The following is a 21,447-nucleotide window of genomic DNA, read 5'->3' as shown; positions in this document are numbered from 1 at the left end:
CCCACGCGCGCCGCCCACACGCCCCGCCCACGCACCCAGCACACCCGCCCAGCCCACGCACGCCGATACCACGACGCGTAATCACGCGCCCCGTACACGCCCCGCGCCCACGCCCTTCGCCTGCGACGCTTCCGTCATAAACACCCCTTTCCTGTCACACATGTCGCATGTACGCGGGTCTTGCGTCACAGCCAGTCGACAGACGCCCCCACGCGGTCACTCTGCGTCGTTCACGGGGCACAGGCTGAGTGATCGCCAGTGCCGCGCCCAGCTCCCCCGTCGGCCGTACCGGCCGCCCTGGGCGCGCGCAGGGAGGAGCCACCCATGACCGACCGAAGGCTCTGGTCGTACAAGGACATCGCAGCGCACATCCGGGTCCAGCCCGACACCGTGCGCTCCTACCGCAAGCACGGCCTACTGCCCGAGCCGGACCACGTCGAGGGCGGCAAGCCCTACTGGTACGCCGACACCATCCGCGCCTGGGTCGCGTCCCGGCCCGGCAACCGCACCCGCAAGGACAGCTGAGACAGGACCGGCACCCCTCTTGGATGAGTACCCCCTAGGGGTATAGTGTGAAGCACGTCAGGGGTTCCCTGGAACCAGCGGGACCCCACACGTGCGCAGACGTCCGACACGTCCACACCCCTTCATCGAGGAGAACGACATGACCGCCAACGCCCCGACCTCGCAGACCGGCTCCGTCACCACGGTGTTCGACGTGAAGGGCATGACGTGCGGCCACTGCGAGGGCGCCGTGGCCGAGGAGATCGGCGAGCTGGCGGGCGTGCAGTCGGTCAAGGCCGACGCCGCCAGCGGAAAGGTGACCGTGGTCTCCGCCGCCGCGCTGGAGGACGAGGCGGTCCGCGCCGCCGTCGACGAGGCCGGCTACGAGCTCGTCGGCAAGGCCTGACCGCCGCACCACCCCTCCTCCGGGCCCCGCGGCACGCCACCCACGGCCGCGGGGCCCGGCGCCTTTCCCCCGAAAGAGCCGCCATGAACACCACCGAGGTCGAACTCGCCATCGGCGGAATGACCTGCGCCTCCTGCTCGGCCCGCATCGAGAAGAAGCTGAACCGGATCGAGGGCGTGACCGCGTCGGTCAACCTCGCCACCGAGAAGGCGAAGGTCGCCTACGCGGACGGGGTGGAGGTCGGCCAACTCGTCGCCACCGTCGAGAAGCTCGGCTATTCGGCGCGCGAGATCGTCCCGCCCCCGCCGGACGCCGGGCCGGGCGACGACGCCGCCGACCGGCCCGTCAGCACCGACCTCACCGAGGCCGACCGGCTCCTGCAGCGCCTGCTCGTGTCCGCCGCCCTCGCGCTGCCCGTCGTGGTGCTCGCGATGGTGCCCTCGCTCCAGTTCGAGTACTGGCAGTGGCTGTCCCTGACGCTTGCCGCGCCCGTCGTCGTGTGGGGCGGGCTGCCCTTCCACAAGGCGGCGCTCACCAACGCCCGGCACGGCGCGGCGACCATGGACACGCTGGTGTCGCTCGGCACGCTCGCCGCGTTCGGCTGGTCGGTGTGGGCGCTGTTCCTCGGCACGGCGGGCGAGCCGGGCATGCGGCACGGCTTCGAGTTCACCATCGCGCGCGGCGACAGCTCGTCGGCGCTCTACCTCGAAGTGGCCGCGGGCGTCGTCACGTTCATCCTGCTCGGCCGCTATCTGGAGGCCCGCTCCAAGCGGAAGGCGGGCGCGGCGCTGCGGGCCCTGCTCGAACTCGGCGCCAAGGACGTGTCCGTGCTCGGCCCCGACGGCGCCGAGACACGGGTCCCGGTGGGGCGGCTCGCCGTCGGGGACCGCTTCGTCGTCCGGCCCGGGGAGACCGTCGCCACCGACGGCACCGTCGTCGAGGGCGCGTCCGCCGTCGACGTGTCGATGCTGACCGGCGAGTCCGTGCCCGCCGATGTCACGGTCGGGGACGCGGTGACCGGCGCGACCGTGAACGCGGGCGGGCGCCTGGTCGTCACGGCGACACGCGTCGGCGCCGACACCCAACTGGCCCGCATGGCGCGGCTCGTCGAGGACGCGCAGAGCGGCAAGGCGGAGGTGCAGCGGCTCGCCGACCGGGTCGCCGCGGTCTTCGTGCCCGTCGTCATCGCACTGGCTGTGGCCACGCTCGGCTTCTGGCTGGGCAACGGCGTGGGCGCGGCCGCCGCGTTCACGGCCGCCGTCGCCGTGCTGATCATCGCCTGCCCCTGCGCGCTCGGCCTCGCCACGCCCACCGCCCTGCTGGTGGGCACCGGCCGCGGCGCCCAGCTCGGCATCCTCATCAAGGGCCCCGAGGTCCTGGAGTCCACCCGTCGCGTCGACACGGTCGTCCTCGACAAGACCGGCACGGTGACGACGGGCCGCATGGCCCTTCAGGACGTGTACGCGGCCGAGTCGACCGACGAGAAGGAGCTGCTGCGGCTCGCGGGCGCCCTGGAGCACGCCTCCGAGCACCCCGTGGCTCGGGCTGTGGCCGCGGGCGCCGCCCAGCGGCTCGGCCTCGACGCGGGCGCCCTGCCGGTGCCGACGCGCTTCGAGAACGTCCCCGGGGCCGGGGTGCGCGGCACGGTGGACGGGCGCGAGGTGCTCGCCGGGCGCGAACGGCTGCTCGCCGACGCGGGCGTCACCGGCCTGGCGGGGCTCGCCGCCGCCCGGGAGCGGGCCGAGGCCGAGGGCCGCACCGCCGTCCTCGTCGCCCTGGACGGGGTGGCCTGCGGGCTGCTCGCGGTCGCCGACACGGTCAAGGACTCCAGCGCGGAGGCCGTACGCCGACTGCGGGAGCTGGGACTGGAACCGGTGCTCCTGACCGGCGACAACCGGAGCGTGGCCGAGTCGGTCGCGGCGGCCGTCGGCATCGCCCCGGACGCCGTGCACGCCGAGGTGCTGCCCGAGGACAAGGCCGACGTGGTGCGCCGCCTCCAGGACGAGGGGCGGGTCGTGGCCATGGTCGGCGACGGCGTGAACGACGCGGCGGCCCTGGCGACGGCCGACCTGGGGCTCGCCATGGGCACGGGCACCGACGCGGCCATCGAGGCGGGCGATCTCACCCTCGTCCGGGGCGACCTGCGGGTGGCCGCCGACGCGATCCGGCTCGCCCGCAGGACCCTCGCCACCATCAAGGGCAACCTCTGCTGGGCCTTCGGCTACAACGTCGCCGCGCTGCCCCTCGCGGCGGCCGGACTGCTCAATCCGATGATCGCCGGAGCGGCCATGGCGTTCTCCTCCGTGTTCGTCGTCACCAACAGCCTCCGCTTGCGGTCTTTCACATAGCCTCGCGATCCTTCACACTGTCTTCGCGGGACTCTCACCTCAGGCGAGATATCCGCATATGGGCCCTCTTGCGTGCACTCGATGGCATATGCAAGAGACGTAGATCACAGCGATCGCAACGTAACCATCAGGAGGGCTCGCGAGTCTAAGAGGGCGACACCAGAGGGATCTTGGGGGATCCATCGGGCGTCGCGGGACATCTTGGGGGATGTCCCAAGGGGGTACCCCCAGCTCCTGGCGAGTTCGGGGGAGCGTTGGCCGGGGCACGTGCACCGGGGAGCTTTGAGCGGCCCTCCCGATCCCGTACGCGTCCCGGCAGACCGCACCACAGACTCCCGGCCGGATCCCGTGGGGGGAATCCGCACCGGGGCACAGGAAAGCACCCCGACCGTCGACCCGTGGGGGGATCGACGGCGGGGTGCTTTTCATAGGCCGGGGCGCCTTGACCAGTGGGCGCCCGCCAGGCCGACGTTCGCCCCGTAAGGGGCGCGGGGAACTGCGCGAGCAGCCACAACAAAGCCGCAGTCGCGTCTGCCGAGATCCCGGCAGACGCGACTGCGGCTTTTCGCGCGCTGAGCGCGCAGTTCCCCGCGCCCCTTACGGGGCGCACCACCCCGCCGCGCAGGCGGGGCTCAGGTCAGTCGCGGCCGCAGGCTAGCGGGACTCCACCGGGACGAAGTCGCGGATGACCTCGCCGGTGTAGATCTGGCGGGGACGCCCGATGCGCGAGCCGGGCTCCTTGATCATTTCGTGCCACTGGGCGATCCAGCCCGGCAGGCGGCCGAGGGCGAAGAGGACCGTGAACATCTCGGTCGGGAAGCCCATGGCGCGGTAGATCAGGCCGGTGTAGAAGTCCACGTTGGGGTAGAGCTTGCGCTCGACGAAGTAGTCGTCGGCCAGCGCGTGCTCCTCCAGCTTGAGGGCGATGTCCAGGAGCTCGTCGGACTTGCCGAGCGCCGAGAGGACGTCGTGCGCCGCCGCCTTGATGATCTTCGCCCGGGGGTCGAAGTTCTTGTAGACGCGGTGCCCGAAGCCCATGAGCTTCACGCCGTCTTCCTTGTTCTTCACCTTGCGGATGAAGGTGTCGACGTCGCCGCCGGTCGCCTGGATGCCTTCCAGCATCTCCAGGACGGACTGGTTGGCACCGCCGTGCAGCGGCCCCCACAGGGCCGAGATGCCGGCGGAGATCGAGGCGAACATGTTCGCCTGCGAGGAGCCCACCAGACGGACCGTGGACGTCGAGCAGTTCTGCTCGTGGTCCGCGTGCAGGATCAGGAGCTTGTCGAGCGCGGAGACGACGACCGGGTCCAGGTCGTACTCGGCGGCGGGCACCGAGAACGTCATGCGCAGGAAGTTCTCGACGTAGCCGAGGTCGTTGCGCGGGTAGACGACCGGGTGGCCGACCGACTTCTTGTACGCGTACGCCGCGATCGTCGGAAGCTTGGCGAGCAGGCGGATCGTCGAGAGGTGCCGCTGCTTCTCGTCGAACGGGTTGTGGCTGTCCTGGTAGAACGTGGACAGGGCGCTGACCACGGAGGACAGCATCGCCATCGGGTGCGCGTCGCGCGGGAAGCCGTCGTAGAACCGCTTGACGTCCTCGTGCAGCAGGGTGTGCTGGGTGATCTCGTTCTTGAAGGTGGCGAGCTCGTCGACCTTCGGCAGCTCACCGTTGATCAGCAGGTACGCCACCTCGGTGAAGGTGGAGCGCTCCGCGAGCTGCTCGATCGGGTAGCCGCGGTAGCGCAGGATGCCCTGCTCGCCGTCGAGGTAGGTGATGGCGGATTTATAGGCGGCCGTGTTGCCATAACCGCTGTCCAGGGTCACCAGACCGGTCTGGGCGCGGAGCTTGCCGATATCGAAGCCCTTGTCACCGACAGTGGACTCGATCACCGGGTAGGTGTACTCGCCATCGCCGTACCGCAGTACTACAGCCTTGTTAGCGTTCTCGCTCACGTCATCCCTCACCGACGTTGTGCCTCTTCTTCGAGGTGCCCTGACTGTCTCTACCATCCCCCATTTGGCCCTGGAGAGTGCACTCGGGGTCGACCATTGGGCCTATTGGCGGCACTCAGTGCCGCCAACCTGCTCATCCTGCCCCCTTCGCCCCAGTTCCGAAAGTGCTGTGTGACGTTTCCGACTCGTTTGATCGATCAAAGGTCGGCGACGCGTTGACGCCTACCCTCAGCCGCCGCGTCGAACCGCCAGCCGATGGTCCAGCGCCGTCCATCTGCGGCCCGCGGAGACCGTGCGGACCGCCTGCCCCAGAGCCTTGCGCGAACCGACCAGGACGACCAGCTTCCTGGCACGGGTCACGGCCGTGTAGAGCAGATTCCGCTGGAGCATCATCCAGGCGCCGGTGGTGACCGGGATCACCACCGCTGGGTACTCACTTCCCTGGGAGCGGTGGATCGTCACCGCGTAGGCGTGGGCGAGTTCGTCGAGTTCGTCGAAGTCGTACCCGACCTCCTCGTCCTCGTCCGTGCGGACCGTCAGGCGCTGCTCGTCGGCGTCCAGGGCGGTGACCACGCCCACCGTGCCGTTGAAGACGCCGTTGGCGCCCTTCTCGTAGTTGTTGCGGATCTGGGTGACCTTGTCGCCGACGCGGAAGACGCGGCCGCCGAAGCGCTTCTCCGGCAGATCCGGGCGGGCGGGGGTGATGGCCTGCTGGAGCAGGCCGTTCAGGTGGCCCGCGCCCGCCGGGCCGCGGTGCATGGGGGCGAGGACCTGCACGTCCCGGCGCGGGTCGAGGCCGAACTTCGCGGGCAGCCTGCGGGCGGCCACGTCGACGGTGAGCCGCCCGGCCTCTTCGGTGTCGTCCTCGACGAAGAGGAAGAAGTCGTCCAGGCCCTGGGTGAGGGGCGACTGCCCGGCGTTGATGCGGTGGGCGTTGGTGACGACGCCGGACTGCTGCGCCTGGCGGAAGACCCGGGTGAGGCGGACCGCGGGCACGGGCCCGTCCTCGCTGAGCAGGTCCCGCAGGACCTCGCCCGCGCCGACGCTGGGCAACTGGTCCACATCGCCCACGAAGAGCAGGTGGGCGCCCGGCGGGACGGCCTTCACCAGCTTGTTGGCCAGGAGCAGGTCGAGCATGGAGGCCTCGTCGACGACCACCAGGTCGGCGTCCAGGGGCCGGTCCTTGTCGTACGCGGCGTCACCGCCCGGCTTCAGCTCCAGGAGGCGGTGGACGGTGGAGGCCTCGGCGCCGGTCAGTTCGGCGAGGCGCTTGGCGGCGCGGCCCGTGGGCGCGGCGAGCAGGACCTTCGCCCTCTTGGCGCGGGCCAGCTCCACGATCGAGCGGACCGTGAAGGACTTGCCGCAGCCGGGCCCGCCGGTGAGGACGGCGACCTTGCTGGTCAGGGCGAGCTTGACGGCCTCCTCCTGCTCGGGGGCCAGGTCGGCTCCCGTGCGCCCCCTGAGCCAGCCGAGCGCCTTGTCCCAGGCGACGTCCGCGAAGCCCGGCATCCGGTCCTCCGGCGCGCGCAGGAGCCGCAGGACCTGGCCCGCGAGGGACAGCTCGGCGCGGTGGAAGGGGATCAGATAGACGGCCGTGACGTCGTCGCCGCCGTCCGGTCCCGGAACGGTCTCGCGGACCACTCCCTCCGGGTCCGCCGCCAGCTCGGCCAGGCAGTCGATGACGAGGCCCGTGTCGACCTGGAGGAGCTTGACCGCGTCGGCGATCAGGCGCTCCTCGGGCAGGAAGCAGTTGCCCTGGTCGGTGGATTGCGAAAGGGCGTACTGGAGACCGGCCTTGACGCGCTCCGGGCTGTCGTGCGGGATGCCGACGGACTGCGCGATGCGGTCGGCGGTGAGGAAGCCGATGCCCCACACGTCGGCGGCCAGGCGGTACGGCTGGTTCCGGACCACCGAGATGGAGGCGTCCTCGTACTTCTTGTAGATCCGCACGGCGATGGACGTGGAGACGCCGACGCCCTGGAGGAAGACCATCACTTCCTTGATGGCCTTCTGCTCCTCCCACGCGGCGGCGATCTTCTTCGTGCGCTTGGGGCCGAGGCCCGGGACCTCGATGAGGCGCTTCGGCTCGGTCTCGATGACGTCGAGGGTGTCCACGCCGAAGTGCGTGGTGATGCGGTCGGCCATCACCGGGCCGATGCCCTTGATGAGGCCGGAGCCGAGATAGCGCCGGATGCCCTGGATCGTGGCCGGCAGGACCGTCGTGTAGTTCTCGACGGTGAACTGCTTGCCGTACTGCGGGTGGGAGCCCCAACGCCCCTCCATCCGCAGCGACTCGCCGACCTGCGCGCCGAGCAGCGCGCCGACGACGGTCAGCAGATCGCCGCCGCCGCGCCCGGTGTCCACGCGCGCGACCGTGTAGCCGTTCTCCTCGTTGGCGTACGTCACCCGCTCCAGAACACCCTCGACGACGGCCATGCGTGGCGCGGGGACCCCGGCGGGGCCTCGCTGTGCAGCACTGGACATGCCCCGAAGCTACCCCCACCCACTGACAGCCCCCCAGGGGCACGTACACCTGGCCCCCGCCGCCCCGGCGGGATGCCTGCGCCCCGTCAGGGGCGCGGGGAACTGCGCGCCCAGCCACAACAAAAGCCGCGGACGCGTCTGCCGAGATCCCGGCAGACGCGTCTGCGGCTTTTCGCGCGCTGAACGCGCAGTTCCCCGCGCCCCCTGACGGGGCGGACGTCGGCCCCACGGGCGCCCCCTGGTCAAGGCGCCCCCGCCAGCGAAAATCACGATCGAGTTTCAGCCAGCCCACCCCCCTTGCCAGCCGCCCTGTAATCGATTCCAATCCCTCGTGTAATCGATTCCACGAGGAGGTGGCATCGGCAGTGGCAAGCGTCGGCATCAAGGACGTCGCGGCCCGCGCGGGCGTCTCCGTGGCCACGGTCTCGCGCGTCCTGAACGCGCACGCGTCCGTGAGTCCGGCCGCCCGGGAGCGCGTGCTCGCCGCGGTGGACGCGCTCGGCTACCGGCCCAACGCGCTGGCCCGGTCCCTGAGGACGGACCAGACGCGCACGCTCGGCCTGGTCATCAGCGACGTCCTGAACCCCTACTTCACCGCGCTGGCACGCTCCGTCGAGGAGGAGGCCAGGGCGCTCGGCTACAGCATCATCTTCGGCAACGCCGACGAGCGGCCCGAGCTCCAGGACCACCACGTCCGCACGCTCCTGGACCGCCGCATCGACGGCCTCCTCGTCTCCCCCGCCGACGGCGGCTCCCCGCTCGTCCTGGACGCCGCGCGGGCGGGCACGCCGATGGTCTTCGTGGACCGCTGGATCCCCGGCCTCGACGTGCCCGTGGTGCGGGCCGACGGCGGCTCCGCCGTGCGGGACCTGGTCGCGCATCTGCACCGGCTCGGCCACCGCAGGCTCGCCATCATCGCCGGTCCCGCGGCCACGACCACCGGCAGCGAGCGCGTGACGGCCTTCCGGGACGCGCTCGCCGAGTACGGCCTCGAACTGCCGGACGCCTACATCGGCCAGGGCGACTTCCAGGCCGCGAGCGGGCGGCGCGCCACCGAGCGTTTCCTCGCGCTGCCCGAGCCGCCCGAAGTCGTCTTCGCCGCCGACAACTTGATGGCGCTCGGCGCGCTCGACGCGATCCGCGCGCGGGGCCTGCGGGTGCCGCACGACATCGCGCTCGCCGCGTTCGACGACATCCCCTGGTTCGTGCACACCGATCCGCCGATCACGGCGATCGCCCAGCCCACGGACGAGTTGGGCCGGGCCGCCGTGCGGGCGCTCACCGACCTGATCGAGGGCCGGACGCCGGAGTCCGTGACGCTGCCGGCCCGCCTGGTCGTCCGCCGTTCGTGCGGCGAGGACCCCGGGGCCGGCCCGGCCCCGGAGACCGGCACGACCTCAAGGACCGGCACCACTTCAAGGACAGGAACCGGCACGACTCGAAGGAGTGACGCATGACTGGCCCCGCACCGGTGCGCGACGCCGTGCAGGACGCACCGGAACTGCTGCGCGTCGAGGGCATCCGCAAGGCCTTCCCCGGCGTCGTCGCCCTCGACGGCGTGGACTTCGACCTGCGCGGCGGGGAGGTGCACGTACTCCTCGGTGAGAACGGGGCGGGCAAGAGCACGCTCATCAAGATGTTCTCGGGCGCCAACCAGCCCGACGCGGGCCGGATCCTCGTCGGCGGCGAGGAGGTCCGCATCCACGGCGCGCAGGACGCCGAGCGGCTCGGGATCGCCACCATCTACCAGGAGTTCAACCTCGTCCCGGACCTGACGGTCGCCGAGAACATCTTCCTGGGCCGCCAGCCGCGCCGCTTCGGCCTGATCGACCGCAAGAAGATGGAGGCGGACGCGGCCGAGCTCCTGGCGCGCGTGGGCGTGGACGTCTCGCCGCGCGCCCGCTGCCGTGAACTGGGCATCGCCCGGCTCCAGATGGTGGAGATCGCCAAGGCGCTCAGCCTGCACGCGCGCGTGCTCGTCATGGACGAGCCGACGGCCGTGCTCACCTCCGAGGAGGTGGAGAAGCTCTTCGCCATCGTGCGCGGGCTGCGCGCCGACGGCGTCGGCGTCGTCTTCATCACCCACCACCTGGAGGAGATCGCCGCGCTCGGCGACCGCGTGAGCGTGCTGCGGGACGGCCGCAGCGTGGGCCAGGTGCCCGCGTCGACGCCGGAGGACGAACTCGTACGCCTCATGGTGGGCCGGTCCATCGAGCAGCAGTATCCGCGCGAGCGGAGCGATGCGCCCCAACAGGCGGACGGGGAAGCGCCGTTGCTGCGTGTCCGCGGGCTCACGCGCGGCGGGGTCTTCCACGACGTCGGTTTCGAGGTGCGCGCCGGTGAGGTCGTCGGCGTGGCGGGTCTGGTCGGCGCGGGGCGCACGGAGGTCGCGCGGGCCGTGTTCGGCGCGGATCCCTACGACGCGGGCACGGTGGAGGTCGGTGGCCGTGCGCTGCCCCGGCACGACGTGTACGCGGCGATGACCGCCGGGGTCGGGCTCGTACCGGAGGACCGCAAGGGCCAGGGGCTGGTCCTCGACGCGTCCGTGGAGGAGAACCTGGGCCTGGTGACGCTGCGGGCGGCGACCCGTGCGGGCCTCGTCGACCGGGGCGCGCAGCGCGCCGCAGCCGAGCGGATCGCGGGACAGCTGGGCGTACGGATGGCGGGGCTCCACCAGCACGTGCGCACCCTCTCCGGCGGCAACCAGCAGAAGGTCGTCATCGGCAAGTGGCTGCTCGCCGAGGCCAGGGTCCTCATCCTCGACGAGCCGACGCGCGGCATCGACGTCGGCGCGAAGGTCGAGATCTACCAGCTCATCAACGAACTCACGGCCGCCGGGCACGCCGTCCTGATGATCTCCAGCGACCTGCCGGAGGTCCTCGGGATGAGCGACCGGGTCCTGGTCATGGCGCAGGGCCGGATCGCGGGCGAACTCGACGCGGACGAGGCGACGCAGGACGCGGTGATGGCGCTGGCCGTCGGCGCGTCCCACGGACGGCACGAGCAGGACGAGCAGCACACGCAGCACGACAACACCCCTGCGGGGGACGCGAAGGAGGACTCCCGTGGCAACCACTGACACCCGCCCCGACAAGACGGGCACCGGCGGCGCGGGCGGCGGCCTCGACCTGCGCCGCGTCCTGCTCGACAACGGCGCGCTCAGCGCCCTCGTGGTCCTGGTGGTCGCGATGTCGCTGCTCTCCGGCGACTTCCTGACCACGCAGAACCTCCTCAACGTCGGCGTGCAGGCGGCCGTGACGGCGATCCTCGCGTTCGGTGTCACCTTCGTCATCGTCGCGGCGGGCATCGACCTGTCGGTCGGCTCGGTGGCGGCGCTCTCGGCGACGGTCCTCGCCTGGTCGGCGACGAAGGAGGGGGTGCCCGTCTGGATCGCGGTGCTCCTCGCGGTCGCCACGGGCATCGCGTGCGGTCTGGTCAACGGCGTGCTCGTCTCGTACGGGAAGCTGCCGCCCTTCATCGCGACGCTCGCGATGCTGTCGATCGGCCGCGGCCTGTCCCTGGTGATCTCGCAGGGCTCCCCCATCGCGTTCCCGGAGTCGGTCTCCAAGGTCGGTGACACCCTCGGCGGCTGGCTGCCGGTGCCGGTGCTCGTGATGGTGGCGATGGGGCTGATCACGGCCCTGATCCTGACGCGTACGTACATCGGCCGCTCGATGTACGCGATCGGCGGCAACGAGGAGGCGGCGCGCCTCTCGGGTCTCCGCGTCAAGCGCCAGAAGATCATCATCTACGCCCTGTCCGGCCTGTTCGCGGCCGTCGCGGGCATCGTGCTCGCCTCCCGCCTGGTGTCCGCGCAGCCGCAGGCCGCGCAGGGCTACGAGCTGGACGCGATCGCCGCGGTCGTCATCGGCGGCGCGAGCCTCGCGGGCGGTGTCGGCAAGGCGTCGGGGACGCTCATCGGCGCGCTGATCCTCGCGGTGCTGCGCAACGGCCTCAACCTCCTTTCCGTGTCGGCGTTCTGGCAGCAGGTCGTCATCGGTGTCGTGATCGCGCTGGCGGTGCTCCTGGACACGCTGCGCAGGAAGGCCGGGGCGGGCGCGGGCGGCGGCGGCGCCGTCGGCAGCACCTCGTCCGGATCCGGCCGCAAGGGCCCCCAGGCCCTGAAGTACACGCTCGCGGCCGTGGTCGCGGCCGCCGTGATCGCCGCGGTGTCCCTCTTCAACTCCGGCTCGTCCGGTACGTCGACGAAGATCGGCCTGTCCCTGTCCACCCTCAACAACCCCTTCTTCGTCCAGATGAAGGAGGGCGCGCAGGCGGAGGCCGAGAAGGCGGGCGTCGACCTGACCGTCACGGACGCCCAGAACGACGCGTCCCAACAGGCCAACCAGCTCCAGAACTTCACCAGCGAGAGCATGAAGGCCGTCATCGTCAACCCGGTCGACTCCGACGCCGTGGGCCCGGCCGTCCGGGCCGCGAACAAGGCGGACATCCCCGTCGTCGCCGCCGACCGCGGCGTGAACAAGGCGGACGTCGCCACCCTCGTGGCCTCCGACAACGTCGCGGGCGGCAGGCAGGCCGCGAAGGCCCTCGCCGACAAGCTCGGCGGCAAGGGCGAGGTCGTCGTCCTCCAGGGCACCGCGGGCACCTCCGCGAGCCGGGAGCGCGGGCAGGGCTTCGCCGAGGGCATCAAGGAGTTCCCCGGCATCAAGGTCGTGGCCAAGCAGCCCGCGGACTTCGACCGCACCAAGGGCCTGGACGTGATGACGAACCTGCTGCAGGGCAATCCGGGTGTCGACGGCGTCTTCGCGGAGAACGACGAGATGGCGCTCGGCGCGGTGAAGGCGCTCGGCGACAAGGCGGGCAGGTCGGTGTCGGTGGTCGGCTTCGACGGCACGCCCGACGGCCTGAAGGCGGTGGAGGCGGGGACGTTGTACGCGTCGGTGGCGCAGCAGCCCGCGGAGCTGGGCCGGATCGCGGTGCGCAACGCGATCCGCGCGGCGGACGACAAGGACGACAACGAGCCCGCCGCCGTGGTGAAGGTGCCGGTGAAGGTGGTCACGGAGAAGAACGTGGCACGGTTCAAGTGAGGCCTCGTACGCGTACGGATGCCGTGCGCGTACGGGTGTGTCGACACAGCACGGGGAACTCGGGAAAGGCAGAACCACGATGCATGACTACGACCTGCTGGTCGTGGGCTCGGCGAACGCCGACCTGGTGACGGCAGTCGAGCGGCGGCCGGGCGCCGGTGAGACGGTCCTCGGCTCGGACCTGGCCGTCCATCCGGGCGGCAAGGGCGCGAACCAGGCGGTGGCGGCGGCCCGTCTCAGGGCGCGGACGGCGCTGCTCGCCCGGGTCGGCGACGACGCGTACGGCCGGCTGCTCCTCGACTCGCAGCGGTCGGCGGGCGTGGACACGGTGGGGGTCCTGGTGGGCGGCGCGCCGACCGGGGTCGCGCTGATCACGGTGGATCCGTCGGGCGACAACAGCATCGTGGTGGCGCCGGGCGCCAACTCGCGTCTGACACCGGAGGACGTGCGCGCGGCCGGGAGCCTCTTGCAGGCGGCCCGGGTGGTGTCGGTGCAGTTGGAGATCCCTCTGGACACGGTCGCGGAGGTGGTGCGCGTGCTGCCCGGGGGCACGCGCCTGGTCCTGAATCCGTCGCCGCCCGCGCCGCTGCCGGACGAGGTCCTCGCGGCCTGCGATCCCCTGGTCGTGAACGAGCACGAGGCGCGGGTGATCCTCGGGGGCGCCGGGGCGGACGTGCCGGATTCGCCCGAGGAGTGGGCGAAGGGGCTCCTCGCGCTCGGCCCGAGGTCGGTGGTGGTGACCCTCGGCGGTGCGGGCGCGCTGGTGGCGGGCCCTGACGGGGTGGCGCGGGTGCCTTCGGTGAAGGTGGAGGCCGTGGACACGACGGGGGCCGGGGACGCGTTCACGGCGGCGCTCGCGTGGCGGCTCGGCGCGGGTGAGGGCCTGGAGGCGGCGGCGCGGTACGCGGCGAGGGTGGGGGCGCTCGCGGTGACGCGGGCGGGTGCTCAGGTGTCGTATCCGTCGGGTGCCGAGGTGGCCGCGCTGTGAGGAAGGCCGGGGTACTCAACCGCCATCTGTCGGGCGCGCTGGCCGAGCTGGGGCACGGCGATCTGGTCCTGGTGTGCGACGCGGGGATGCCGGTTCCGGCGGGGCCGCGGGTGGTGGATCTGGCGTTCGTCGCCGGGGTGCCGTCGTTCGCGCAGGTCCTGGACGGGCTGCTCGCGGAGCTCGTGGTGGAGGGCGCGGTGGCGGCGCGGGAGGTGCGGGAGGCGAATCCGGGGACGGCGGCGTTGTTGGAGCGGCGGTTTCCGGGGGCGGCGCTCGGGCTGGTCCCGCATCAGGAGCTGAAGGAGCGGTCGGCGGGGGCGCGGCTCGTGGTGCGGACCGGGGAGGCGAGTCCGTACGCGAACGCGCTGCTGACGTGCGGGGTCTTCTTCTGATCCGGGGCTGACCGCCGGGGGGGCGGCTGGCCGCCTGAGCCGGGGCTGACCACCTGGGAGGCGACTGGCCGCCTGAGCCGGAGCTGACCGCCTGGGAGGCGGAGACCGCCCCGGGAACGTTTCGAGGGGGCCCTGTCCGTCGACTGGGCCCCCTCGGTTTCCCTCCCCTTGTCAGATGCTCCCCGGATCCCCCCAGATCCCCCCTCCAGAGCTTCTGACACCCAGTACGACACGCATGGTGGCGGAAGGGTTGCACGGCTTCGGCAAGTTCCCCCGGAAGATTTCGGCGTGCCGACAAACCCCCACGGACGTAGCGTTTCACCCATGGGCGACGACACCTCATTCGAGCAGGACGTGCTGGCCGAGCTGGGCGACGACAGGCTCCAGGAGATCGCCGACGTGCTCGGCACGGACCCGGCCGGCGCGCAGGCAGTCGTGGGCCAGACGGTCTCGACGCTCTCGGGCACCCTCCAGGACAAGGCCCGGGCGGCCGACCCGGCGGAGGCGGCCGAGGTGCGCCAGGCCTTCACGGAGGAGGCCCCGCTCCAGGGCGTGGCCACCCTGGGCGGCGGCCTCGGCGGCCTGCTCGGCGGCGGCGTCATGGCGGGCATGCTCGGCAAGCTGAGCCGCCCCGTCGCGAACGCGGTGGCGAAGAAGACCGGCCTCCCCGTGGCGACGGTGACGCGCGCGGTGGAACTCCTGATCCCGGTGGTCCTCGCGGTGCTCACGAAGCGTGCGCAGAAGACCAGGTCGCCCGGGGCGTCGGCACCGACTCCCCCCGGCGCGGCGCCGGGCGCGGGCCCGGCCGGGGGCCGGGGCGACGGGTTCGATCTGGGGGACCTGCTGGGGAACATCCTGGGCGGCGGGAGGAAGTAGCACCCCGCCGGGACCCGCCCGCCCCGGCCGTCAGCAGGCGTGCTCCAGATACCTCCGCACCGTCTCCCCCAGCACCTCCCTGCCGTCCGCCGCCCACAGGGCGTCGTTGAAGAGTTCGACCTCGATCGGGCCGGTGTAGCCGGAGGTCTCGGCGAGGTGGCGCCAGTGGGGGAAGTCGATGGTGCCGTCGCCGAGTTGGCCGCGGCCGGTGAGGACGCCGTGGGGCAGGGGCGTGGTCCAGTCGGCGAGTTGGAGGGCGTGCAGGCGGCCGGTGGCGGCGGCGCGGGTGAGGGCGGTGGGGGCCTGGTCGTCCCACCAGATGTGGTACGTGTCGGCGCAGACGCCGACCTGGTCGGCGGGGAAGCGTTCGGCCAGGTCGAGGGCCTGGGTGAGGGTGGAGACGACGCAGCGGTCGGCGGCGTACATGGGGTGGAGGGGTTCGACGGCGAGGCGGACGCCGCGGGTGGCGGCGTGCGGGGCGAGCTCGGCGAGGGCGTCGGCGACGCGTTCGCGGGCGGCGGGCAGGTCGCGGTCCCGGTCGCCGGCGGGGAGGCCGCCGGAGACGAGGACCAGGGTGTCGGTGCCGAGGGTCGCGGCCTCGTCGATGGCGGCGCGGTTGTCGGCGAGGGCGCGGGCCCGTTCGGCGGGGTCGTGGGCGGTGAAGAAGCCGCCCCGGCAGAGGGTGGTGACGGTCAGTCCGGCGCCCCGCACCAGCTTCGCGGCCGCCTCCACCCCGTACTCCTGGACCGGCTCGCGCCACAGACCGACGCTCCGTACGCCCAAGTCGGCGCAGGCGGTGACGAGTTCGGGCAGGGAGAGCTGCTTGACCGTCATCTGGTTGATGCTGAAGTCGGCCGGGGCGCGGGGCGGGGGTGGTGTCATGGGGTGACTCCGTGGATCTCCTGGAGCGTGCGCATGCGGTGCGCGGCCAGGTCCGGGTCGGGGAAGAGGGAGAGGGTCGCGGCGAGTTCGTGGGCGCGGGTGAGGTGCGGCAGGGAGCGGGCCGACTGCCAGCCACCGACCATCGTGAAGTGGTTCTGGTGTCCGGCGAGCCAGGCGAGGAGGACCACGCCCGTCTTGTAGAAGCGGGTGGGCGGCGCGAAGAGGTGGCGGGCCAGCTCGACGGTGGGGTCGAGGAGTTCGTGGAAGGCCTTGGGGTCGTCGGCGTCGAGGGCGCGTACCGCTCGGGCCGCGAGGGGGGCCAGCGGGTCGAAGACGCCGAGGAGGGCGTCGCTGTGGCCCTGGTCGTCGCCCGCGATCAGGTCGGGGTAGTGGAAGTCGTCGCCCGTGTAGCAGCGCACCCCGGCCGGGAGGCGGCGGCGCAGGGCGACCTCGCGGTCCGCGTCCAGGAGCGAGATCTTCACGCCGTCCACCTTGCCGGGGTGCGCGGCGATCACCTCCAGGAACGTGTCCGTGGCCGCGTCCAGGTCGGCCGAGCCCCAGTAGCCCGCGAGTGCCGGGTCGAACATCGGGCCGAGCCAGTGCAGGATCACCGGGGCGGTGGCCTGGCGGAGCAGTCCGTCGTACGTCGCCAGGTAGTCGTCCGGTCCTTCGGCCGTCGCCGCCAGGGCCCGCGACGCCATCAGGATCGCCCGCGCGCCCACCCCCTCCACCAGCGCCAGCTGCTCCTCGTACGCGTGCCGTACGTCGGTGAGGGTCGCCGTGGGCGAGGTCAGCTGGTCCGTGCCGACGCCGCACGCGATCCGGCCGCCGACCGCCGCGGCCTCCGCCGCCGACCGCCGGATCAGCTCGGCCGCGCCCGCCCAGTCCAGGCCCATGCCGCGCTGCGCGGTGTCCATGGCCTCGGCGACACCGAGGCCGTGCGCCCACAGGTGGCGGCGGAAGGCGAGGGTGGCGTCCCAGTCGACGGCTGCGGGGTGGTCGGGGGACACGTCGGCGCGCGGGTCGGCGACGACGTGGGCGGCGGCGTAGACGACGCGGGAGCGCAGGGGGGCCGGGGAGGGCGCGGGGGCCGGGGACGGCTCGGCGGGCGAGGGGGGCTCGGGGGGTACGCTCGCCGGGTTCACAGGACCACCTCCGGTACGTCGATCCGGCGCCCCTCCGCCGACGACCGCAGCCCCAGCTCCGCCAGCTGCACGCCCCGCGCGCCCGCGAACAGGTCCCAGCGGTAGGGCGCGTCGGCGTACACGTGCCGCAGGAACAGCTCCCACTGGGCCTTGAAGCCGTTGTCGAACTCCTCGTTGTCGGGGACCTCCTGCCACTGGTCGCGGAAGGAGTGCGCGGCGGGCAGGTCGGGGTTCCACACCGGCTTGGGCGTGGCCGCGCGGTGCTGGAAGCGGCAGCCGCGCAGGCCCGCGACGGCCGAGCCCTCGGTGCCGTCGACCTGGAACTCCACCAGCTCGTCGCGGTGCACCCGCACCGTCCAGGACGAGTTGATCTGCGCGACGGCGCCCCCGTCCAGCTCGAAGACGCCGTACGCGGCGTCGTCCGCCGTCGCGTCGTACGGCTTGCCGCGCTCGTCCCAGCGCTGCGGCACATGGGTGACGGCGAGCGCCTGCACGGAGCGCACCCGGCCGAACAGCTCGTGCAGGACGTACTCCCAGTGCGGGAACATGTCGACGACGATGCCGCCGCCGTCCTCGCTGCGGTAGTTCCACGACGGGCGCTGCGCCTCCTGCCAGTCGCCCTCGAAGACCCAGTAGCCGAACTCGCCGCGCACGGACAGGATCTGCCCGAAGAAGCCGCCGTCCACCAGACGCTTCAGCTTGCGCAGGCCCGGCAGGAAGAGCTTGTCCTGAACGACGCCGTGCTTGACGCCCGCGTCCCGGGCGCGCCGGGCGAGGTCGAGGGCGGCGGCGAAGGACGTGGCGGAGGGCTTCTCGGTGTAGACGTGCTTGCCCGCGGCGAGCGCCTTCAGGATCGCCTCCTCGCGGGCCGAGGTGACCTGCGCGTCGAAGTAGATGTCGACCGCGGGGTCGGCGAGGACGGCGTCCAGGTCGGTCGACCAGTGGGTGAGGCCGTGCCGCTCGGCGAGCTCGCGCAGCGCGTGCTCCCTGCGGCCCACGAGGACCGGCTCCGGCCACAGCCGGGTGCCGTCGCCCAGGTCGAGGCCGCCCTGCTCGCGCAGGGCGAGGATCGAGCGGACCAGGTGCTGGCGGTGACCCATGCGTCCCGTCACGCCGTTCATGGCGATGCGGACCGTCTCGCGTGTCACGTGGATTCCTCCGTAGGCGCGGGGCGCTGGGCGCGCGGCCGGTGGGCGGGGGCGGTGAGCCGAGGGGCGGGGCTGGAGGCAGTGGTGGCGTTGATGGGAGTGATGACAGTGAGGGCAGTGAGGACGGCGGGGTTCTTGCGTCCCGTACGGCACTCCCTGCGTAGCAAGCGCTTTCTATTGGGGAGAAGCTAGCCTGCCGGACAAGGTTCGTACAAGACCGGAGGCCAACAGATGACCGTGACCCTGGCGGACGTGGCGGCTCGCGCCCAGGTGTCCCCCGCCACCGTGTCCCGCGTACTGAACGGCAACTACCCCGTCGCCGCGGCGACGCGGGAGCGCGTGCTGCGCGCGGTGGACGACCTGGACTACGTGCTCAACGGCCCCGCGAGCTCACTGGCCGCCGCGACGTCGGACCTGGTGGGCATCCTGGTCAACGACATCGCCGACCCGTTCTTCGGGATCATGGCGAGCGCGGTGCAGTCGGAGATCACAGGACCGGGCGGGCGGGCCGGAGGCGAGCGCATGGCGGTGGTCTGCAACACCGGCGGCTCCCCCGAGCGCGAGCTGACGTACCTGACCCTGCTCCAGCGCCAGCGGGCCGCGGCCGTCGTGGTGACGGGCGGCGCCATCGAGAGCGCCCCGCACGCGGCGGCGATCGGCGGCAAGCTGCGGCGGCTCGGCGAGGCGGGCTCACAGGTGGTGCTGTGCGGGCGGCCGCCCGCCGAGGAGGCCCCGGACGCGGTGGCCCTGACCTTCGACAACCGGGGCGGCGGGCGGCGCCTCACCGACCACCTCATCGGCCTCGGCCACCGCCGCATCGGCTACATCGCGGGCCCCACGGAGCGCACCACGACCCGGCACCGCCTGGAGGGCCACCAGGAGGCCCTCGCCGCGGCGGGCGTCCCCGACGACCCCCGCCTGACCCTGCACGGCCCCTACGACCGCCGCTCCGGCTACGACGCCACCCTCGAACTCCTGCGCCGCGCACCCGAGTTGACGGCCGTCGTCGCCGCCAACGACACGGTGGCCCTGGGCGCCTGCGCCGCCCTGCGCGACCGCGGCCTCTCCATCCCGGGGGACGTCTCGGTGGCGGGCTTCGACGACCTCCCCTTCAGCATCGACGCGGTGCCCGCTCTGACGACGGTCCGCCTTCCGCTGTACGAGGCGGGGGCGCGGGCCGGCCGCATCGCCATGGGCCGCGAGGAGGAGCCGCCCGGCGGCATCGCGACGGTGCACGGCGAACTGATGGTGCGCGGCTCCACGGGCGCGCCCCGCCGGACCTGACACCCCCACCCCGGGGCACGGGCAGGGCGGGACGGCCCCTCAACTCCCCACGATCGTCCACCGCCCGACCTCCCGGTGCCCCGAGTCGAGCACGGCCTCACCGACCCCGGGCTCCAGGGCGTAGTACTTCAGGCTCCCCGCCCAGTAGCGGAGGATGCGCCCCAGCTCCCGGGTGGCGTCCTCCGCCGACGCGGCGTCGTCGACATCGACTTCAACTTCGAGCAGAAACTTCACGAGGGCCTCCCAGGAGCACGGTCGGGGCGAGGCCGCTGCCGTCGCCCACTCGTGGGTTCCAGCATTTCATTGAAGTTGCTCTGGGGACTTTTCCCGGATCATGCCTGGCCAGCAAGGCCCAAAGGGGAAAAAGTCTCAAACAGCGAAAGCGCAGGGCGCCTCACCCGAGATGAGGTGCCCGGCGCTCCTCCAGCGCGTGCAGCAGCCTGAGCCGCTGCGTGTGGTGCATGTCCAGGGACCCGAGGTCCGCAGCGGCGACCCAGCGCACCTCCAGCGACTCGTCGGAGACACGCAGCGTCCCGCCGACGAGCCTGGCCCGGAAGCAGACGTTGAACTGGCGGCGCACCTCGCCGTCGCTGTACGCGAGACGTGCTTCGGGTCGGTGTACGTGCCGACCAGACCAGTGATCTCCACGTCGAGACCGGTCTCCTCCTTGACCTCGCGGACGGCCGCGCCGGGCAGGCTGTCGGTCATCTCCATGCCGCCTCCCGGCAGGGCCCACAGCCCACTGTCCGAGCGCCGCTGCAGCAGCACCCGCCCCTGGCCGTCGACCACGACGGCGGAGGCAGCCACGACGAGGCTGTTGGGTTCGGGGGCGTCGGGGTCGTCGTCGTACTCGGTCCGTGCCATCAGGCGCCCTCCACGGGTTCGGCCGTCTCCCAGACGGCGTCGAAGCTCCAAGACGAGGGTGATCTCGGTCAAGTCGAAGCCCCAGACGGCACGAGCGGTGTCGCCGGGCGCGCGGGTGTCATGGGGTCTGGCGGGCCATTCCGTGACGGTCGGAGAGGCGTGCGGCGATCAGGCAGTACAGCGGGGCGAAGACGAGTTCGAGTGCTAGGGCTTGCCAGGGGGCGTCGGCTGCGGTGCTGCTGTCAGCGAGTTCACCGAAGGCGGCTGCCAGCACGAGGCTCAGCACGTTGTTGGCGGTGTGGAGCGCGATGACCGCTTCCAGGCCGCCGGTGCGGATCACCAGCCATCCCCACCACAGCGCGGAGTAGAACAGCAGGGCGAAGCCGGAGCGTTCGCCCAGGCCGTGGGCCAGCGCGAACAGCAGTGAGGCGAGCACGATGCCGGGCCATCGGGAACGCATGAGCTGGCCGATCAGTTGGACCACCCAGCCCCGAAACACGTACTCCTCGGCGGCGGCCTGGAAGGGAACGACCGCGCACAGGACGGCCAGGCTCAGCAAGAGGGCGGGCCAGCCGGGGAAGTCCCGTTCCAGAGTGGCCCCGGTGTCGGTGTCCCACGTCCAGGCAAGGAGCAGCCCCAGTTGCACGGCCATCAGGGCGAAGGCCACGGCGGAGCAGCGGCTCAGCCAGCCCCAGCGCAGTCCGCCGGTGACAGAGGAGAGGGTGCCGGGCAGACGGTGGCTGGCCCAGCGCACGCCGAACCAGACGGCGGGGATGCAGGCAGCGAGTCCGATCAGCAGTGCCGTCACGTTGGCCAGCGGGTTGGTGAAGATGTCATCGCTGTCCGCTGCTGGAGGATTGGCCTCCGCCACGGACGCGATGGCGATTTCGATTCCCGTTGTGGCCAGCAGGGCTGCCACGATCAGGCCCGGGACCAGCAGGAATTCCGTCCACCAGGTGCGCTTGCCGACGCGGGGAGTCCTGCCCTGTTCGTGGTAGAGGGAGCCGGAGGGGGCACGCACCAGCCCTGGCCTGTGCGCAGGAACTGGTGGCACCGGTGTCCGGTCCTGTCGCGTCGGCCGAGGAAAGGGATGCGGCTCGCTGCGGGGCGCCTCGGGCATGGGGA

At 72.2% G+C, this 21,447-nt stretch carries 17 protein-coding genes and 1 pseudogene; 10 read left to right on the top strand and 8 right to left on the bottom strand.

Features of this window, described 5'->3' with window-relative positions:
- Positions 1-324 precede the first annotated feature (324 nt).
- The 3 genes from QUY26_RS25715 to QUY26_RS25705 all read left to right on the top strand — a co-directional run bounded on the left by QUY26_RS25715 (position 325) and on the right by QUY26_RS25705 (position 3,258).
- On the top strand, positions 325-525 hold the full coding sequence (locus tag QUY26_RS25715) for a helix-turn-helix transcriptional regulator (protein ID WP_289950621.1): 201 nt from the start codon (positions 325-327) through the stop codon (positions 523-525).
- 139 nt (positions 526-664) lie between these two features.
- Positions 665-910 carry a heavy-metal-associated domain-containing protein gene (locus QUY26_RS25710; RefSeq protein WP_289950615.1) on the top strand — a complete coding sequence of 82 codons (246 nt, stop codon included), beginning with the start codon at positions 665-667 and terminating at the stop codon, positions 908-910.
- Positions 911-993: 83 nt separating this feature from the next.
- Positions 994-3,258, top strand: coding sequence for a heavy metal translocating P-type ATPase (locus QUY26_RS25705; protein WP_289950613.1), 2,265 nt, complete (start codon positions 994-996; stop codon positions 3,256-3,258).
- A 654-nt stretch (positions 3,259-3,912) separates the two neighbouring features.
- Here QUY26_RS25705 and QUY26_RS25700 read toward each other — a convergent pair.
- Together QUY26_RS25700 and recD2 are read right to left on the bottom strand one after the other, a co-directional pair.
- Entirely contained in the window at positions 3,913-5,211 is a 1,299-nt protein-coding gene (locus QUY26_RS25700; RefSeq protein WP_037658581.1) for a citrate synthase, read from the bottom strand.
- Between the two features lie 228 nt (positions 5,212-5,439).
- The gene (gene recD2 / locus QUY26_RS25695; protein ID WP_289950602.1) at positions 5,440-7,695 is read right to left on the bottom strand and encodes an SF1B family DNA helicase RecD2; all 2,256 of its coding nucleotides are present in this window, start codon (positions 7,693-7,695) and stop codon (positions 5,440-5,442) included.
- 365 nt (positions 7,696-8,060) lie between these two features.
- On the opposite strand from recD2, the gene QUY26_RS25690 reads away from it, so the two are divergent.
- The 6 genes from QUY26_RS25690 to QUY26_RS25665 all read left to right on the top strand — a co-directional run bounded on the left by QUY26_RS25690 (position 8,061) and on the right by QUY26_RS25665 (position 14,999).
- Positions 8,061-9,152, top strand: coding sequence for a LacI family DNA-binding transcriptional regulator (locus tag QUY26_RS25690; protein ID WP_289950600.1), 1,092 nt, complete (start codon positions 8,061-8,063; stop codon positions 9,150-9,152).
- Positions 9,149-10,774: a sugar ABC transporter ATP-binding protein gene (locus QUY26_RS25685; protein WP_289950597.1), complete on the top strand. Its 1,626-nt coding sequence runs from the start codon at positions 9,149-9,151 to the stop codon at positions 10,772-10,774. Before QUY26_RS25690 ends, QUY26_RS25685 begins: the two co-directional genes overlap by 4 nt.
- Entirely contained in the window at positions 10,761-12,743 is a 1,983-nt protein-coding gene (locus QUY26_RS25680; protein WP_436840403.1) for an ABC transporter permease/substrate-binding protein, read from the top strand. The genes QUY26_RS25685 and QUY26_RS25680 overlap by 14 nt, the downstream gene beginning before the upstream one ends.
- Before the next feature lie 79 nt (positions 12,744-12,822).
- Positions 12,823-13,731, top strand: a complete 909-nt coding sequence (locus tag QUY26_RS25675; RefSeq protein ID WP_289950595.1) for a ribokinase — start codon at positions 12,823-12,825, stop codon at positions 13,729-13,731.
- Entirely contained in the window at positions 13,728-14,123 is a 396-nt protein-coding gene (rbsD, locus tag QUY26_RS25670) for a D-ribose pyranase (protein ID WP_289950593.1), read from the top strand. The genes QUY26_RS25675 and rbsD overlap by 4 nt, the downstream gene beginning before the upstream one ends.
- Positions 14,124-14,447: 324 nt before the next feature.
- On the top strand, positions 14,448-14,999 hold the full coding sequence (locus QUY26_RS25665; protein WP_289950591.1) for a DUF937 domain-containing protein: 552 nt from the start codon (positions 14,448-14,450) through the stop codon (positions 14,997-14,999).
- A 30-nt stretch (positions 15,000-15,029) separates the two neighbouring features.
- Here QUY26_RS25665 and QUY26_RS25660 read toward each other — a convergent pair whose 3' ends face one another.
- The 3 genes from QUY26_RS25660 to QUY26_RS25650 are packed head-to-tail and all read right to left on the bottom strand — an operon-like array spanning position 15,030 to position 18,174.
- A complete protein-coding gene (locus QUY26_RS25660; RefSeq protein WP_289950589.1) occupies positions 15,030-15,881 on the bottom strand; it encodes a sugar phosphate isomerase/epimerase family protein in 852 nt (283 codons plus the stop codon).
- Positions 15,878-17,026 carry a dihydrodipicolinate synthase family protein gene (locus QUY26_RS25655; RefSeq protein WP_436840402.1) on the bottom strand — a complete coding sequence of 383 codons (1,149 nt, stop codon included), beginning with the start codon at positions 17,024-17,026 and terminating at the stop codon, positions 15,878-15,880. The genes QUY26_RS25660 and QUY26_RS25655 overlap by 4 nt, the downstream gene beginning before the upstream one ends.
- Positions 17,023-18,174, bottom strand: coding sequence for a Gfo/Idh/MocA family protein (locus QUY26_RS25650; protein WP_289950588.1), 1,152 nt, complete (start codon positions 18,172-18,174; stop codon positions 17,023-17,025). Before QUY26_RS25650 ends, QUY26_RS25655 begins: the two co-directional genes overlap by 4 nt.
- Before the next feature lie 231 nt (positions 18,175-18,405).
- Between QUY26_RS25650 and QUY26_RS25645 the strand changes: the two genes are divergently transcribed.
- Positions 18,406-19,458, top strand: a complete 1,053-nt coding sequence (locus QUY26_RS25645; protein WP_289950585.1) for a LacI family DNA-binding transcriptional regulator — start codon at positions 18,406-18,408, stop codon at positions 19,456-19,458.
- A gap of 39 nt (positions 19,459-19,497) precedes the next feature.
- Here QUY26_RS25645 and QUY26_RS25640 read toward each other — a convergent pair whose 3' ends face one another.
- The 3 genes and pseudogenes from QUY26_RS25640 to QUY26_RS25630 all read right to left on the bottom strand — a co-directional run bounded on the left by QUY26_RS25640 (position 19,498) and on the right by QUY26_RS25630 (position 21,343).
- Positions 19,498-19,692, bottom strand: a complete 195-nt coding sequence (locus tag QUY26_RS25640) for a hypothetical protein (RefSeq protein ID WP_289950584.1) — start codon at positions 19,690-19,692, stop codon at positions 19,498-19,500.
- A gap of 160 nt (positions 19,693-19,852) precedes the next feature.
- Positions 19,853-20,322, bottom strand: a pseudogene (locus QUY26_RS25635) (NUDIX domain-containing protein).
- Between the two features lie 118 nt (positions 20,323-20,440).
- On the bottom strand, positions 20,441-21,343 hold the full coding sequence (locus tag QUY26_RS25630) for a CPBP family intramembrane glutamic endopeptidase (RefSeq protein WP_289950581.1): 903 nt from the start codon (positions 21,341-21,343) through the stop codon (positions 20,441-20,443).
- Between the last annotated feature and the right edge of the window lie 104 nt (positions 21,344-21,447).

Source organism: Streptomyces flavofungini, assembly GCF_030388665.1.
In the GTDB taxonomy this organism is placed as follows: Bacteria; Actinomycetota; Actinomycetes; order Streptomycetales; family Streptomycetaceae; genus Streptomyces; species Streptomyces flavofungini_A.
The sequence above is the reverse complement of the archived record's forward strand: the minus strand, read 5'-3'. Positions and strand labels throughout refer to the sequence as shown.